General features: G+C 49.1%; 16 protein-coding genes. 9 read left to right on the top strand and 7 right to left on the bottom strand.

Features of this window, described 5'->3' with window-relative positions; all coding sequences use genetic code 11:
- Window positions 1–34: 34 nt before the first annotated feature.
- Window positions 35–577 carry a hypothetical protein gene (locus ACR6Z4_RS13205; protein ID WP_479717741.1) on the bottom strand — a complete coding sequence of 181 codons (543 nt, stop codon included), beginning with the start codon at window positions 575–577 and terminating at the stop codon, window positions 35–37.
- 12 nt (window positions 578–589) lie between these two features.
- Between ACR6Z4_RS13205 and ACR6Z4_RS13200 the strand changes: the two genes are divergently transcribed.
- The gene (locus ACR6Z4_RS13200; RefSeq protein ID WP_479717740.1) at window positions 590–1,399 is read left to right on the top strand and encodes a hypothetical protein; all 810 of its coding nucleotides are present in this window, start codon (window positions 590–592) and stop codon (window positions 1,397–1,399) included.
- A 238-nt stretch (window positions 1,400–1,637) separates the two neighbouring features.
- Here the strand turns inward: ACR6Z4_RS13200 and ACR6Z4_RS13195 are convergent, their stop codons facing one another.
- Window positions 1,638–2,984: a (Fe-S)-binding protein gene (locus ACR6Z4_RS13195; RefSeq protein ID WP_479717761.1), complete on the bottom strand. Its 1,347-nt coding sequence runs from the start codon at window positions 2,982–2,984 to the stop codon at window positions 1,638–1,640.
- 167 nt (window positions 2,985–3,151) lie between these two features.
- A complete protein-coding gene (locus tag ACR6Z4_RS13190) occupies window positions 3,152–4,468 on the bottom strand; it encodes an FAD-binding oxidoreductase (RefSeq protein ID WP_479717739.1) in 1,317 nt (438 codons plus the stop codon).
- A 497-nt stretch (window positions 4,469–4,965) separates the two neighbouring features.
- On the opposite strand from ACR6Z4_RS13190, the gene ACR6Z4_RS13185 reads away from it, so the two are divergent.
- From ACR6Z4_RS13185 to ACR6Z4_RS13150, 8 genes are all read left to right on the top strand, one after another.
- A complete protein-coding gene (locus ACR6Z4_RS13185; protein ID WP_479717738.1) occupies window positions 4,966–5,502 on the top strand; it encodes a DUF2808 domain-containing protein in 537 nt (178 codons plus the stop codon).
- Window positions 5,503–5,745: 243 nt separating this feature from the next.
- Entirely contained in the window at window positions 5,746–5,886 is a 141-nt protein-coding gene (rpmH, locus tag ACR6Z4_RS13180; protein ID WP_479717737.1) for a 50S ribosomal protein L34, read from the top strand.
- Window positions 5,887–6,105: 219 nt separating this feature from the next.
- Window positions 6,106–6,510: a ribonuclease P protein component gene (gene rnpA, locus ACR6Z4_RS13175; protein WP_479717736.1), complete on the top strand. Its 405-nt coding sequence runs from the start codon at window positions 6,106–6,108 to the stop codon at window positions 6,508–6,510.
- Window positions 6,500–6,901, top strand: a complete 402-nt coding sequence (locus ACR6Z4_RS13170) for a PH domain-containing protein (RefSeq protein WP_479717735.1) — start codon at window positions 6,500–6,502, stop codon at window positions 6,899–6,901. Before rnpA ends, ACR6Z4_RS13170 begins: the two co-directional genes overlap by 11 nt.
- A 238-nt stretch (window positions 6,902–7,139) precedes the next feature.
- Window positions 7,140–8,300: a membrane protein insertase YidC gene (yidC, locus tag ACR6Z4_RS13165; protein ID WP_479717734.1), complete on the top strand. Its 1,161-nt coding sequence runs from the start codon at window positions 7,140–7,142 to the stop codon at window positions 8,298–8,300.
- 5 nt (window positions 8,301–8,305) lie between these two features.
- On the top strand, window positions 8,306–8,803 hold the full coding sequence (locus ACR6Z4_RS13160) for a Jag family protein (RefSeq protein ID WP_479717760.1): 498 nt from the start codon (window positions 8,306–8,308) through the stop codon (window positions 8,801–8,803).
- A 30-nt stretch (window positions 8,804–8,833) separates the two neighbouring features.
- The gene (locus tag ACR6Z4_RS13155) at window positions 8,834–9,340 is read left to right on the top strand and encodes a YceD family protein (RefSeq protein ID WP_479717733.1); all 507 of its coding nucleotides are present in this window, start codon (window positions 8,834–8,836) and stop codon (window positions 9,338–9,340) included.
- A gap of 246 nt (window positions 9,341–9,586) precedes the next feature.
- Window positions 9,587–11,101: an AAA family ATPase gene (locus tag ACR6Z4_RS13150; protein WP_479717732.1), complete on the top strand. Its 1,515-nt coding sequence runs from the start codon at window positions 9,587–9,589 to the stop codon at window positions 11,099–11,101.
- A gap of 73 nt (window positions 11,102–11,174) precedes the next feature.
- Here the strand turns inward: ACR6Z4_RS13150 and ACR6Z4_RS13145 are convergent, their stop codons facing one another.
- The 4 genes from ACR6Z4_RS13145 to ACR6Z4_RS13130 all read right to left on the bottom strand — a co-directional run bounded on the left by ACR6Z4_RS13145 (window position 11,175) and on the right by ACR6Z4_RS13130 (window position 14,676).
- Window positions 11,175–11,462: an MSMEG_0570 family nitrogen starvation response protein gene (locus tag ACR6Z4_RS13145; RefSeq protein ID WP_479717731.1), complete on the bottom strand. Its 288-nt coding sequence runs from the start codon at window positions 11,460–11,462 to the stop codon at window positions 11,175–11,177.
- An 80-nt stretch (window positions 11,463–11,542) separates the two neighbouring features.
- Window positions 11,543–12,703, bottom strand: a complete 1,161-nt coding sequence (locus ACR6Z4_RS13140) for an MSMEG_0565 family glycosyltransferase (protein WP_479717759.1) — start codon at window positions 12,701–12,703, stop codon at window positions 11,543–11,545.
- Entirely contained in the window at window positions 12,703–13,662 is a 960-nt protein-coding gene (locus ACR6Z4_RS13135; protein WP_479717758.1) for a sll0787 family AIR synthase-like protein, read from the bottom strand. Before ACR6Z4_RS13135 ends, ACR6Z4_RS13140 begins: the two co-directional genes overlap by 1 nt.
- A 495-nt stretch (window positions 13,663–14,157) precedes the next feature.
- A complete protein-coding gene (locus ACR6Z4_RS13130) occupies window positions 14,158–14,676 on the bottom strand; it encodes an MSMEG_0567/Sll0786 family nitrogen starvation N-acetyltransferase (RefSeq protein ID WP_479717730.1) in 519 nt (172 codons plus the stop codon).
- Between the last annotated feature and the right edge of the window lie 4 nt (window positions 14,677–14,680).

Below are 14,680 nucleotides of genomic sequence, written 5' to 3'. Positions count from 1 at the left end.
TTGGGCACGAAACATCAACGCTCTCAATACGCTTTTAGCTCAGCCAGAACAGATACCCTGCGATCAGGGCGATCGCCACCAATGCAATCCAGACAAAGGCATTATCTTTGGTATTCACGTTGCTCCAGTCCACTGGCTCTGGTTCTGCCGGGGGACGAGGGCGGGGCGATCGCGGTGTTTTAGGTTGTTGAGCCGCTTTAAACACCGTCTCCGCATCGTCCAGGTTCGTCAGATCGGGAATTTGGGTGAGCCATTCAGATTTAATCTGGAGCCGAGGAGCCTTGAGAATATAAAGCAACCGCTTGCCTTGTTTACGGGTATCCAGGTCAGGATGTTTACTGACTTGCTCACACAGGGCGATCGCCTCCGTCCGCTGGTCGGCTGCCTCGTAGGCGATGACCAACCAGATTTGAACCTCACCACTAAACCGAGATCGTTGTTCTAATAAATTGACGGCTTTTTCTAAATCTTGCACCGACTGACGATATTGCCCTCGTTCAAAGGCTGCTTTTCCAGAAACATATAACTTTCTGGCAACGTCTAGATTTTCCGAACTCACTAGATTTTCCGAACTCACACGCCTAATTCCTTGTCAACCCTATCAGCAAAAAAACAGTGCTACTGTTTTGAGTATGAAGTTGAACGAAAAACGTTCAACTTCTTCCCAGAATTCAGCCATATCCTAAAAAAGGTTCCTGAAAAAGGAACTTCTTTGCATTGTGACACGTCAGATTTTTTACGAGCGTTTTTCATCCGCAACGGGCAAGGGTTTAGCCGTCCCGATTTGCTCAAGGTAGCTCTACGAATTTTTGAGCATTCTACCCTCGCCTGCCAGCCTCACCTTAAAACGATTCATCCCCATCATTCACCCACCTTTCGAGGTAGACCTATGCGCTCCATCCAGCATTATCTGGGCAACTGGTTCACGACCACCCAAAAACTTACCCCGGCGATCGCACTCTTGTCATTAACCAGTCTGGGGCTACTGGCTGAAGCACCCAGGGCAAACGCAGATGAAGTCGTGGTGAATGGCGGCTTAACCATTCGAGTTGGCGAAGTCTATCCCAGTCAGCAGACTTATCCTTCTTCCTATGTGATTCAAAACCCTACGTATCCAACCGTTTCAGGAACTGTTGTAGACCCAGGTGCCTACTACTATTACAACTCCGTTACTCCCTACCCCAGAACCAGCAACGGTATTGTGAACTCCACACTGATTAATCCAGTGGTGATCAATTCTCCTATCGTCAACTCGACGCTAATCAACCCGGTGATTGTAGACTCCCAGCGCAATCCGCACCGAACGATAAGAACCAGTACCTACAACAGCTACAGTGGATTTCGTCCGTCTTGTACGTTGATGGCAGAATACCGAGCTGCTTGCAACTACGGTCGCTAAGTACATCGCACCATAAGTAGGGGACAGAGAATTCGGGGTGCAGGGGTGGAACCCCTGGCTGGGGGCTGCGCCCCCAAACCCCCTGGTTTTATTTCCGAATCCTATCTGTGAATAACAATACTAAGGGTCACAGATTCATTAACCTGTAATTCTTCTTGGCAAAGCGACGGCTCCGCCGTCGCTTTGCCAAGAAGAATTAGGTTTTATTCAATCCACGATCCAAAGGAATGGGAGTGATTTAATCATGCAGTTTGATCCCACGGATTGAATAATCTAATAGCTGCATCGGATGCAGGACGGGAACCGATTTATCTTGCAGCTGTAAATGTTTGCTGATCTGGACAAAACAGCCAATGTTGGCAGAAGCGATCGCCTCTGCGCCGGTATTGAGTAAATTCCTTACCTTTTGCCGACCCAATTCTTCGGCTACGTCTGGCTGCAAAATATTGTAAACTCCAGCACTGCCACAACACAGCGCCGCATCCACAGGCTCTCTCAACTGCACCCCTGGAATTTGGCGCAAGAGTTGCCGGGGTTGCAAACTAATTTTCTGCCCATGCAACATATGGCAGGCATCTTGGTAAACCAGCGTCAGAGGTTTGTCTTGCAACGGAGCCAGCGGCGCAGTCAGCCCAACCGATGCTAAAAATTCCTGGACATCTCTCACCTGGCTGGCAAACTGTTTTGCCTGGTCTGCATACCGTGGGTCATCCTGCAAAATAGCACCGTATTCCTTCAGCGTATGCCCACATCCAGAGGCGTTGACCAACACCGCATCGACCCCTGTGTCCGCGAAACTATCGATCATCTGTCGGGCTAGCGTCTGCGTTTGTGCCTCTTGACCTTGATGATGCGAGAGAGCCGCACAGCATCCTTGAGACTTAGGAATGACAACCTCACAGCCATTGGCAGTCAAGACTCTGACCGTTGCCGCATTCACTTCAGGGTTAAACAACCGCTGCACACATCCCAATATCAGACCCACGCGATATCGTTTTTTTCCAGTTGCCGGAACGATTTCGGGTAACGAGTCCACAAAGGCTTCCGGCGGAATTGGAGGCAACATCGACTCCATCGCTGCCAGTTGAGGCGAAATTTGGTTTAAAAACCCTAGCGATCGCACCAGCTTCTGAAATCCTGATTTCTGATATAGCCCCAACGGTCGTAACAACAATCGCATCCGCTGCGGATAGGGGAACGTAGAAAAAATCAACTTTCGCAATAATGTTTCAGGCAGCGATCGCACATGATTTCGTTCCACTTGCGGACGGGTTGCTGCAATCAGCTTGTCATATTGCACCCCTGACGGACAGGTCGTCACACACGCTAAACACCCCAAACACGAATCAAAATGCTGCACGGTCGCCGCAGAAAGCGGAGCCTGCCCTTCATTCACCGCATCCATCAGATAAATTCGTCCCCGTGGCGAATCTGTCTCTTTGCCAATGACTCGATAACTGGGGCACGTAGCCAAACAAAAGCCACAGTGGACGCAGGTATCAATTAATTGCGGAGCAGGCGGGTTATGGCTATCAAAGCCTTTCATGACTCCCAGTTCCGGGGCTACGGCTCTATCAGAGGTCATGGGGGTAGCTGAATCAGACGAATCGGCAATCAAAGGTTCTGGAGAATACATGCCAAAAATTTCAACGCAGTAGAGGGATTAGAGCAAATCGATATGGGCAGGGGTTGCTAACGGGGTGAGAGGAGTTTTGCCTGCGGCAAAACTCCTCTCACCCAAACCCATAGGGTTCAAATACCGCCGACAAATCGATGGGGGCAGAGCACATTGTCTGGATCAAACTGATGTTTGAGGTTTTGCATAATTGTCAGAGCATTCCCGGTATAGCCCCAGACATCAACCGCCTGTTTTAGCGACGACGGCGCTTCTAATATCGTCAGAAAACCACCCTGGGCTTGGCACAGCTGACGCAGATTGCGTAAGGTTTTTGCGTCAACCGTTTCACCACTCACCCGAAACATTCCTAAGCCACTGGCTGCATGGATCACACCGGCCTGCATCAGCGGCAACATGGCGCTAATTTTGTCTAACACGGTAATGGCATGGGATGGGAATACTCCTATTTTGCAAGTTAACGACGGTTCTGGGTTGCCACCCTCCAACGAGGTTTGCAATGTTTGCCATAGCTGCACCTCATCATTGCCTTGCAAACACGTGCCACTCAAGTTCAAAGCTTGCCCGACCTGAAGCAACTGGTCAGCTTGCTGCTCAACGCTAACCTCTAAATTTTGAAACCGGACGATCGCTCCCATGCCATTTCCCAGACCCAACCGGGCAATCGTTTGATAGGGAACGAGTTCAGCCGCAGCGGGGGTTAGAGCTGACGCCAACAAGGTATGCATAGCACGGGCGATCGCCTCGGTTGAGCCGGTCAAAACCACGGTACGCGAGGCTTCTGGTAACGGATAGGTGCGAAAGGTCACCTGGGTGATAATCCCCAATGTGCCAAACGATCCGGTCAACAGCTTCATCAGGTCATATCCAGCAACATTTTTAACCACCCGTCCCCCAGCTTTCACCAACTGCCCATCAGCGCGGATAAAGGAAACCCCAATCAACATATCGCGAATTCCACCATAACGCTGCCGCAGGGCACCTGTGTCGGCTGTTGCGACAATTCCCCCCAGCGAAGCCGAGGTCGAGCAGGATGGATCAATCGCTAACCACTGATTTGCCTCTGCCAAACGGGTCTGCAACCCGGCAAATTGCACCCCCGCTTCTGCGGTGAGGGTCAAATCTCCTACCGCATGTTCGACCAGGCGATTGAGCCGTTGGGTGCTGACTGCCAGTTGGATGCCGTCTGCCACCCCACCCCAGCCTAATTTGCTGCCATACCCAAACGGCAATACCCGCCAGCGATTGCGATGGGCACACCGCATCACCTCTCCCAGTTCGGCTGAAGTCGTGGGAAACACCACACAGTCTGGTTGGCTATGGGGCACAAGAGCTGACGAAATCTGAGTCCTGAGGCTAGGTTCCAGGCGTTCCCAAGATTCAATCCCTGTGGCTCCGACAATTGTTGCTAATTCAGAGGCGATCGCACTCATGGGCTTGTTAATACCAGTTAGATCCAATTAAAAGTTCTACAGCAGGGTGCAGGGGTTCCACCCCTGCGTGGGGGCGCAGCCCCCACACCCCATGTTGCAAAATTTAGTGTTCGCAACACTAGTAAACTCACTCAACCGCAGCGGATTCTCAACCGCTCTCCTTTGTCACGTGCTGCCTTTAGACTCCTCATAAAAATAATTCGAATAACTTTTTTGGGAGAGTGCGGCTCTGCCGCACTCTCCCAAAAAAGTTGCGGTTTTTAATTTTGTAAGGAGCCTTAGGCTTTAAACTAATAGTCTCATCCCTGGTCTCTCCCTGAAAAATGAAATCTGGTAGGGTTGAGATTGTATGAATGGGCACTTTCCGGTTCCCGATGCGTCGTAGCTGAAAGAATACAGAAATTCCTATTGAACTTGTCTTCCGGCTCAAGTTCGTTCATCATTCGTATTCAGCCCTTGAGCAGTCATTATTGTCAGTATTTCTCGACATCAAACTTATGTCTTCTGTAGGACCCTCTCTTCAACGTGTTTTATCAGCCCTAGCGATCGCAGGTACGGTAGTTACTGCCCTGCCCATCGTCAGTCTGGCACAAGGAACTCCTGGGTTAACGATCTTTAGTGGAGTCGATCGAGCCAATGAGTTGGGTTTCCACCTCAACGATGGCAGACCTAGCCGCCCCGATCGCTACTATTTGAGAATTCCCGCAGACAAAATGACGCTGGCGGTCGATCAATTTACAGTCAGCTACCCAGAAACCTATCGCGGCAGATTTGACCCTGACCGGGTAGAAATTCGAATTCGCGGAGACGAAGTCCCTCTGAACGAAGTCATCTGGGATCAAGAAAATCGCGTCATCGAAATCTATCCCGAAACGCCCATTCCCGCAGGAACACGCGTTGAGCTAGTCTTGTCCAATGTACGCAACCCGAATAGCGTTGGCACCCATTATTTCAATGCACTGGTGCGGTCTCCAGGCGATTTACCCCTGCTGCGATACCTGGGCACCTGGATCTTGACCATCGGTGACAACTAAACCCACATTCCTACATCTCAGTATCGGCTTAAATTTAAATAGGGCAGATCATGATTGGGAGCCGCGCTTTGCGCGGCTCCCAATCATGATCTGTTCTGTAATTAAATTAAAGCTGGAAGCAAGTGGTTCTTGAGGGATTACCCCCGATTAACCAAAATTTGCCTTGGAATAGGTCTATAGAAAGTGGTATAGTTGTAGACTGTGACTTTTTAAGAATTTGACATCTTTGGGAGCGATCGCCTTATGACTAAGCGCACTCTGGGAGGAACCAGTCGCAAACGGAAACGAGTTTCCGGTTTTAGAGCTAGAATGCGGAGCCACACAGGCAGACGAGTCATCAAAGCTCGTCGTAGCAAGGGTCGTGTCAGGCTCGCTGTCGTCTAATTTTTGTTGGCAGATGTTGCCATTGATTAAACTATTGGCTTTCCTAATCCAGGGCACTTGAGCTAAAGATTCCAGCTTTTGTCGGTTTGTGTCTCAGATAGATTGCGTATAGGGTTGAAATGCTCACACTATGAGCGTTTCAATGACCTTATCAACCTATCTAGAACGTCACTTTGCACCCGTGCCCTGATGATTAGCAGCCCCATTTATCGTTAAATTGTGGCTCTTCCTAAAGCGCATCGGCTCAGAAAGCGCGAAGACTTTAACGCTGTCTATCAGCTCGGCTCACGCCGTTCTACAGCACATCTCACCCTGAGAGCCCTGCATCGACCCTACCCATCTGCGGATGCCAAGCCATTGAGTCTGGGCGAGCCTACTGAAAAAAGCTATCCGCCCACCTGTTTTGGTATTTCGATTAGTCAGAAGGTTAGTAAACGAGCAGTGGTACGCAACCGAATTAAACGTAGAATTCGAGCGGCTTTGCATCAACTTTTACCTCGTGTCATGCCTGGTTGGAAGGTGGTTGTAGTAGTTCGACCGCAAGCAATCCAGTGCGATTATGAAAGTTTTCTGCAAGAATTAGAGCAGTTACTCATCAGTGCCGAGGTTATCCATGGGCATTAAAGAAGACGTTTATTATGAAGGTGGTCCCCACATTGGAGACCTAATTATAAATATCTTGTTAGGGTTTACTGTGATTTGCTTACCCCTGACCGTAGGTGCGATCGTGCGTGCGTTCTGGCTGCGCTATCGCATTACCAGCCGACGAGTCTCGGTAACAGGTGGATGGATGGGGCGCGATCGCTCTGACATCATCTATTCAGAAATCGCAAAAATTATCACTGTGCCCCGTGGCTTAGGCTTTTGGGGAGATATGGTGCTAACGCTCAAAGATGGAAGTCGTCTGGAAATGAGGGCAGTACCTCAGTTTCGAGAAATGTATAACTACATCTACGAAAGACTTTCGACTCAGGCACAAAATGCCAGCGGCGTGCTAGGGCAGAGCAATAATTAGTCTGATTAACATCAGCTATATGCTCTCCGGAACTCAGCATCATTAAAACTCAGATCTAAAACCCTGTGCTGCTCGCGCAGCGGGTGGCATAGGGATTTTAAGGCTGTACGTTTAATCATGAGTACCGACCGAATAGCAAAGAAAATTCCGTGATGTATGGATGTTTATGCATTACCTCGTTTATTCTCAGGTAAGCTAGACTCGAAAAATTCAAAGAACGCAGGTTGACTTAGGGCACATGGATTTTGGCGTTGGGTTTCTCTCTAACAATGTAATGTTACCGATCCTGGACTTCTTTTACGGGATCCTTCCTAGCTATGGTCTGGCGATCGTAGCACTGACTTTGGTGGTTCGGTTTGCTCTCTACCCACTCAGCGCTGGCTCAATCCGCAGCATGAGGCGGATGAAAGTGACACAACCCGTCATGCAAAAGCGCGTCAAGGAAATCCAAGAGCGCTATAAAGATGACGCAGCAAAGCAACAAGAAGAGATGGGGAAAGTCTACAAAGAGTTTGGCAACCCATTAGCAGGTTGCTTCCCCGTGATCTTGCAGATGCCAATCTTGTTTGCGCTATTTGCTACCCTGAGAGGTTCACCCTTCTCCGATGTCAACTATTCCCTCAATCTGCAAATCTTACCCCCCGAACAGATCGAACAGATTCAACCGCGCGCCTTTACTTCCAATCCCCAAAATATCTATGTTTCTGATGGGGTTCACGATAAGGTTGTGGCGTTGATTCCCGGTGGTAATCGGCTTGCCGTGGGTGAAAAAACTAGCGTAGAGTTTCAAACGGCTAGCGGCAAACCCTTGGCTGAGTTGCTGGCAGACTACCCAGAGACAGCACCTGAAATCATTCCCCATTGGACGGTTACGAAAGGTGAAGACCGGATCAAAATCGATGCCAACGGCAATATCGAAGCGTTACAACCGGGTGATGTGACTCTACAGGGAACCATTCCGGGTCTGGCGGCTGATAAAGGATTTTTGTTTATTAGTGCGTTAGGTCGAGTCGGTGCTTTTGAAGAAGATGGTGCCATCCACTGGGACATCATCGCTATGGTGCTTGGCTTCGGCATCAGCTTGTACATTAACCAGCTTCTATCAGGTCAGGGTCAAGGAGCATCTGCTAACCCCAACCAGGCAGCAGTGAATCGATTCACCCCCATCCTCTTTTCCGGAATGTTCTTGTTCTTTCCGCTTCCGGCAGGGGTGTTGATGTATATGCTGATTGCAAATATCTTCCAAACCTTCCAAACCTTTATTCTGTCGAAAGAACCTTTGCCAGAAAATCTGCAAAAGATTGTCGAAGAAGAAGAGAAAAAGACAGCAGTCAGTGAGGGTGGTTCAGGTCGAGAATCGTTGCCGTTCGAACCCGGTCGTTCTAAGAAAAAGGCTTGATTCACATGATAGAGGATAGTCAGATTCAGCAACGCGGTAAAGATTGGCTTGAACAGTTTTTCAAGCTGGCAGGCTTTCCTGTGCAAATTCAAACGGATGATATTGAGCGTCCGGATGGCAGTTGCTGGCTGACTATTCCTGCTGAAGCCCTGTCTGCCGAACAACTCAGCCTGCTGATTGGCGAGAGTGGGCATGTGCTGGACTCAATCCAGTATTTGATCAATTCCACCTTAAATATTGGTCAACCGAAAGATTTACAGCACGCTTACACGATAGAACTAAATCACTACCGGGCAAACCGTCAGTTAGAGCTGCAAGCCATGGCAGATGAAGCCGTCAGCCAGGTACGCGAGACGGGTCGGGAGTTTGAAATGGCAGCTTTGTCTGCGGCAGAGCGGAGGCAAGTGCATACGATGCTGGAGGGTTTTGAAGATCTAGAAACCTACAGCCGTGGGCAAGAACCCGATCGCCGTCTGGTGGTGCGGCTTGTCGAAGTGAGTTAGGGCTTTTGGGATCGGATAGGAGGTCTGCTCATGGATATGATCTATATTCCTAATCTAGCGAAAGTTTTTGAACAAACCGAGACGATCGCCTTTCAAGAATATCTACCGGGAATGGAAACACTGACTCCGGTTCAGGGAGAGATCAAAGTTTCCCATCGCGGTAATTATCTAGAAGTGGTTGCCTACGCAGAAACGATCGTGACACTAACCTGCGATCGCTGTTTGCAAAACTATAACTATCGCCTTGCCATCAAAAATTCTGAGATGATGTGGCTGCAAGAGGGTGGAGAAAACCCGGATGCCTATCCCTTAGAACGAGAGATTGGGGTGGATGATCTAGTCGAAATTTTGCCATCAGATGGCTATTTTGACCCAGCTGCCTGGCTTTATGAACAACTATGCTTGGGGATTCCGCATCGGCAATTGTGCGATCGCAACTGCCAGGGCATCCAGTTCAGTGATCCAGCGGTTGAACCAGAGATTCGAGATCAACGCTGGGCATCTCTGGAAACGTTCAAACAAAACTTACTGAATTAAGACACCGAGACATAGCCATTCTCAACGGTGTGAAGTAAAAATTATTGAGAGAGAGCCGCGCTCCGCGCGGCTCTCTCAATTGTCGTAATGTATTCAGACACAAAGCGTCACTGGATAAAATCCCAGTTTTGATGGGGCGCGGCGACGCCGCGCCCCATCAAAACTGGGATTTTATTCAACCGCAGATCCCCAAGCTCTCCGCCTGGGTCTATACTACCGGAAGGCACACATGAATGGGTCGAGCCAATGAGCTTTAGCGAGGAATTTGAACTATTGCTGCGTGCTCGTTACTCTCTCATCTACATCCCCACTCGGGAAGAAGAGAGAGTCGAGGCAGCGATCATCCAATCTGCCAAGCGCCAGGGCAATCGGGGAGTTTATATATGGGATTTTGTCGATGGCTACCAGGGTAACCCCAATGATGCTGGGTTTGGGCGACGCAATCCCCTTCAGGCATTAGAGCTGGCAGAAAAACTGCCAGAGACTGTCTCCGCTGTATTTATCTTGAGAGACTTTCATCGCTTTCTTGATGACGTGGCAATAGCGCGTAAGCTACGGAATTTAGCAAGGCTGTTGAAATCTCAACCGAAAAATATTGTCATCTTGTCGTCTCAGATCACGATTCCTGATGATTTGAGTGAAGTGCTGACCATTGTAGAATTCCCCCTGCCCGACCATACAGACATTCAGATTGAGTTAGAACGTCTGGTGGCATCGACTGGAAAATCTTTAGAGCCAAAAGTTTTAGATGAGTTTGTTCGGTCGTGTCAAGGGCTGTCGATGGAACGAATTCGACGCATTCTAGCACGGGCGATCGCCACTCATGGAGAACTGCAACCTGATGATGTCGAACTCATTCTCGAAGAAAAACGGCAGACGATTCGGCAAACTCAAATCCTTGATTTTTATCCTGCCGTCGAGAAAATCTCAGACATTGGCGGTCTGGATAATTTAAAAGATTGGTTGATCCGACGAGGCAGTGCTTTTTCCGAACGGGCGCGGCAATATGGCTTACCCCACCCCAGAGGCTTACTACTGGTGGGCATTCAAGGTACCGGAAAATCCCTCACCGCCAAGGCGATCGCCCATCACTGGCATCTTCCTTTATTGCGGCTGGATGTGGGGCGGCTGTTTGCTGGACTGGTCGGCGAATCAGAATCGCGCACTCGGCAAATGATCCAACTGGCAGAGGCACTGGCTCCCTGCATTTTGTGGATCGATGAAATTGATAAAGCCTTTTCGGGATTTGATGGGAGGGGCGACTCCGGGACAACAGGTCGGGTGTTCGGCACCTTTATTACCTGGCTGTCAGAAAAGACGTCCTCGGTTTTTGTGGTAGCCACTGCCAATAACATCCAATCTCTGCCGCCAGAAATGCTACGGCGGGGACGGTTTGACGAAATCTTTTTTGTCGGTTTGCCCAACCAGGATGAAAGGCGCGAAATATTTTCCGTTCATCTATCCCGCCTTCGTCCCCACAATGTCAAAGGCTATGATGTAGAGCGCCTTGCTTACGAAACTCCTGATTTTTCGGGAGCTGAGATCGAACAAATTTTGATTGAAGCGATGCACATTGGCTTTAGTCAAAACCGCGACTTTACGACAGAAGATGTGCTGGAGGCAGCCAGCCAGCTTGTGCCCCTGGCGCGTACCGCACAAGAACAAATCGACTTTTTGCAAGAGTGGGCAGCCTCTGGGAAAGCTCGACTGGCATCGCGGCAAACCAGTTTGGGGAGCCGGATTCAGCAACAACCATTGTAATTTTGTTGATGGTTGCTGCGTGGGCTTTGCCCGCGCAGTAACCATCCTTTATTTTTAACAGCTACCTGCTGATTTATTCGAGAAACTGAATCACTTTTACCGTGGCGTCTGCCAAGGTCTGAAAACTTAAGGCAGTACCTTCAATCCGTTGTAGCTGTCCTATGGCTCGACTACAGGGCATTCCATATTTTGCCAATACGCGATCGCTGGCAATTTTATAAGCGGTACGCGATCGCTCCACAAAATCTGCCAACGTGTATTCATGATCGGCAGCAAAGTACTCAGTCACAATCAGCGACGGAGAATAACAGATATCTTGCGAACCGTCGGGCCATTGAACTTTAAATCGGATTTCAGGCATAGGTGGGAAAAGTTTTGAATTTTGAGTTATTAATATCAAATCTGCCCATGAATTATAGCGATTGAGCTAACAGCTAATAGCTAACAGCTATTAGCTAACAACTTTGCTCGATAGTGGTGAAGATGCAACCGCGCAGAAGCTTCCCAAGTGTAGTGGGATAGGATCGTTTGACTTGTTTGAATTAGAGTTTGAGCCAGAGAAGACTGGGTGATTAGCCGCATAGCATGAGCGATCGCGTTAGGAGAATCAGGTTCAACCAACAGCGCTTGCTGGTCTGACAAAAATTCGGTAAAAGGAGCCTGATTTGACGTGATCACAGGCAGTCCAGAGGCGATCGCTTCCAGAATTACCAACCCCCAACCTTCTTTTGTAGACGGAAAGACAAACGCATCCGCCGTTCGATAAAGCGCTGGCAAATCATCATCATCAATCACCCCCGGTAAAATCAATGAGGTGTCAATGGGTACACCCAATGACGTTGCCAGAGCAAAAAAATCATCTCGGTACGTCTGGTAATCAAACAAGGTTGCACCTCCCGCAATCACCAGTTGCGCATGAGGATACGATTCTAGAACTTGAGCAAAAGCGTGTAACAGATTAATAGAGTTTTTTCGGGGTTCAATGCCTCCAACCGTGAGATAAATCGGAGATCCATGCAATCCCAAGCGCTGTTTCAGCGCAGATTCAGAGCCATCGGAACGTGCAGAAAAGCGGTGTAGATTGACGGCATTCATCACTTTGGGTGCGTCAATATTGTAGTGGTGCAGGAGTTCTGTTTGCCAGCGATCGCTCACACAAAAACACAGATCTGGCTCGTAGATCGAGCGTTCCTGACACGCTTGTAAATACGGACTGGCATAATCTTCAATGTGATGCACCGTCCGAAAAAAATGGGGTATTTTTCGTTGTTCTCGCAACCTCAATAATGCGTTGGCTGAAATACAATCTTGTGCGTGATACAGATCGTAGATTTGGGGTTCATCAGCGAGATAATCGACAAATTCTTGAATGCGTTGTTGAATCAGAGCATCCATTTCGGATGGCGCAGGTTTTGCCGGAACCAATTCGACTTTACAGGACAGCGATCGCCCAAATCCTGAACCGTCTTTATCCAATGCATATACACAAACAGAATGCCCTAACGCCTGCAATGCCTCTGCCAGCTCTAAGGTATGCACTACACTGCCTCTGGGCTTTGTAGAATAGGTCAGGAAGGCGATTTTTAACGCTTCAACATTCATCATCCTGCTCTACCCGAAAATCCTGTTAACCGCTGTTGTGCTAAATCCCAAAATAAGACCGATTCAGAGTGCGATCGCAAGATTAACTGTTGCCCCGGTTCCATTGCTCCGATCACATCACACACTAACTGACGCTGTTGAAAATGACGCTGAACTGCTTCAACGTTTTCGGGGCGAACGCTGAGCAAAAACCCATAACTGGGAAAGCTAATTAACCACCGTGCGAACGGCAATGTATCCGGACAGGGAACTCGATCTAAATCTAAACGTGCCCCACAACCAGATGTTTCCATCAGCATCAACACCGTGCCCAAAATACCACCCATGCTGATGTCTTTGCCCGCATCGCACAACCCAGTTTCTGCCAACTGGGGCAATAGCTCTAGATCTGCTCGTAGTTGAGTTGCTTCAGCTAGGGTTGCCGCATCCCAAAAGGGATAGTCGGGGTGGGGCTTGCCGCGTAAATCAACAGCCATCATCAAAGCATCACCGGGTCGGGCATTGAAGCTGGTCATCAATCGCGTCGCTCGTCCTAAGATAGCGACGGATAAGGCATTGTAAGGGCTGTGGCAGTTTGTATGTCCGCCCACGATGGGAACGTTATAGCGCTGGGAAGCGGCTTGCATCCCTGCCCAAATCGGCTGAACAACGCTGGTAGATTGACTCCAAATCGTATCCACGACGGCGATCGGACGACCTCCCATGGCATAAATGTCACTCACGTTGACCAATACCGCACACCAACCGGCAAACCAGGGTTCTGATTCCAGCAGCGATGGCAGAATGCCCTCAGATGCCAACAGCAAGTAGCCATTTGCATCAGGAATAGCAGCGCAATCATCACCCAGGCGGATGCTTCCAGAAGCCTGAAACTTAGGGTCTATTGAGACGGATTGAATATCTTGCTTGTGCAAAATACCCAGCGATCGCCGTAATTGATCTGCCATCTCTGATAGCACCTCTGTCTCCACAATCCCACCCTTCATCTTTTTATCCTTTGATATAGCGCTACCCGCTTAGATTGAGTACGGGGTATGGGGGTAGAACCCCACGCAGGGGGCGGTGCCCCCTGTACCCCCTGTCCTGAATCAACTTGCATATTTCTATAAGATCAAATGCAATCAACCTGTCATTCATGATTGTAAGAGCATGGACGAACCCCGGCTCTTACAACCATGAATCGGGAGTTTATCCTAAGGAGCAGTAAAGAAATAACATGATCTGGGCTGTTAGCCGTTGGCTAATAGCTAATAGCCAGACAAAACCATGAAATTATTTTTCAACAAGCCCTAAGAGGATGTTTTAAAGTCTTATTGTCGGTAGCACAAGATTTCAGATCCCCCTAAATCCCCCTTCAAAAGGGGGACTTCCGAACCAATTCCCCCCTTTTGAAGGGGGGCTAGGGGGGATCAGCCAGTGCTTAAAATTACAATAGTCCACTTTTCAAACACCCTCTAAGATGCTGCTTGAGCTTGCAGCGGTGGTATAGGACGTGATTCTGTCCCCGGTGGATAAGCGCTTAGATCAGCTTCCATTAAGTGATGCGGGCGATCGCGAATGCTGATTTCGTCTAAAGATTGCCAATGCAATCGACGAAAGAATCGGACATTTTGCATCTGCACGGTTGCTAAAAAGCGATCGCAACCCCAGGTATTAGCCGTCGTAACGGCTTTATAAATCAAGCCTTTGCCGATTTGTCCGACCCGACGATAATCTGTATGCACACCCAACCGTCCCCCATACCACAGCCCTGGTTCGGGTTCGTAAATCCGCACAACACCGACTACACGCTGGGTGAAAGGTGTTTCCTGAGCGATCGCAACAATGGGATAGGCATAGGCATCTATTTCATCTTCATCACTGTCGTGAAATAATCCTTGCTCCTGACAGAAAATAGCTTGACGTAAGCCAAAGTAAGCATTGATATTGCCCTTAGATAGGGCTAACTCAAAGCGATAGTGCGGATAAGACACGACT

The organism is Calyptranema fuscum S582, assembly GCF_055793305.1.
Note: the sequence above shows the minus strand (reverse complement) of the source record. Positions and strands in the feature narration are given on the sequence as shown.

Coding starts and splice junctions, on each gene's coding strand:
- ACR6Z4_RS13195 (WP_479717761.1), bottom strand. CDS start 2,984: ATGACCTCTGATAGAGCCGTAGCCCCGGAACTGGGAGTCATGAAAGGC.
- ACR6Z4_RS13190 (WP_479717739.1), bottom strand. CDS start 4,468: ATGAGTGCGATCGCCTCTGAATTAGCAACAATTGTCGGAGCCACAGGG.
- ACR6Z4_RS13185 (WP_479717738.1), top strand. CDS start 4,966: ATGTCTTCTGTAGGACCCTCTCTTCAACGTGTTTTATCAGCCCTAGCG.
- rpmH (WP_479717737.1), top strand. CDS start 5,746: ATGACTAAGCGCACTCTGGGAGGAACCAGTCGCAAACGGAAACGAGTT.
- ACR6Z4_RS13170 (WP_479717735.1), top strand. CDS start 6,500: ATGGGCATTAAAGAAGACGTTTATTATGAAGGTGGTCCCCACATTGGA.
- yidC (WP_479717734.1), top strand. CDS start 7,140: ATGGATTTTGGCGTTGGGTTTCTCTCTAACAATGTAATGTTACCGATC.
- ACR6Z4_RS13160 (WP_479717760.1), top strand. CDS start 8,306: ATGATAGAGGATAGTCAGATTCAGCAACGCGGTAAAGATTGGCTTGAA.
- ACR6Z4_RS13155 (WP_479717733.1), top strand. CDS start 8,834: ATGGATATGATCTATATTCCTAATCTAGCGAAAGTTTTTGAACAAACC.
- ACR6Z4_RS13150 (WP_479717732.1), top strand. CDS start 9,587: ATGAGCTTTAGCGAGGAATTTGAACTATTGCTGCGTGCTCGTTACTCT.
- ACR6Z4_RS13145 (WP_479717731.1), bottom strand. CDS start 11,462: ATGCCTGAAATCCGATTTAAAGTTCAATGGCCCGACGGTTCGCAAGAT.
- ACR6Z4_RS13140 (WP_479717759.1), bottom strand. CDS start 12,703: ATGAATGTTGAAGCGTTAAAAATCGCCTTCCTGACCTATTCTACAAAG.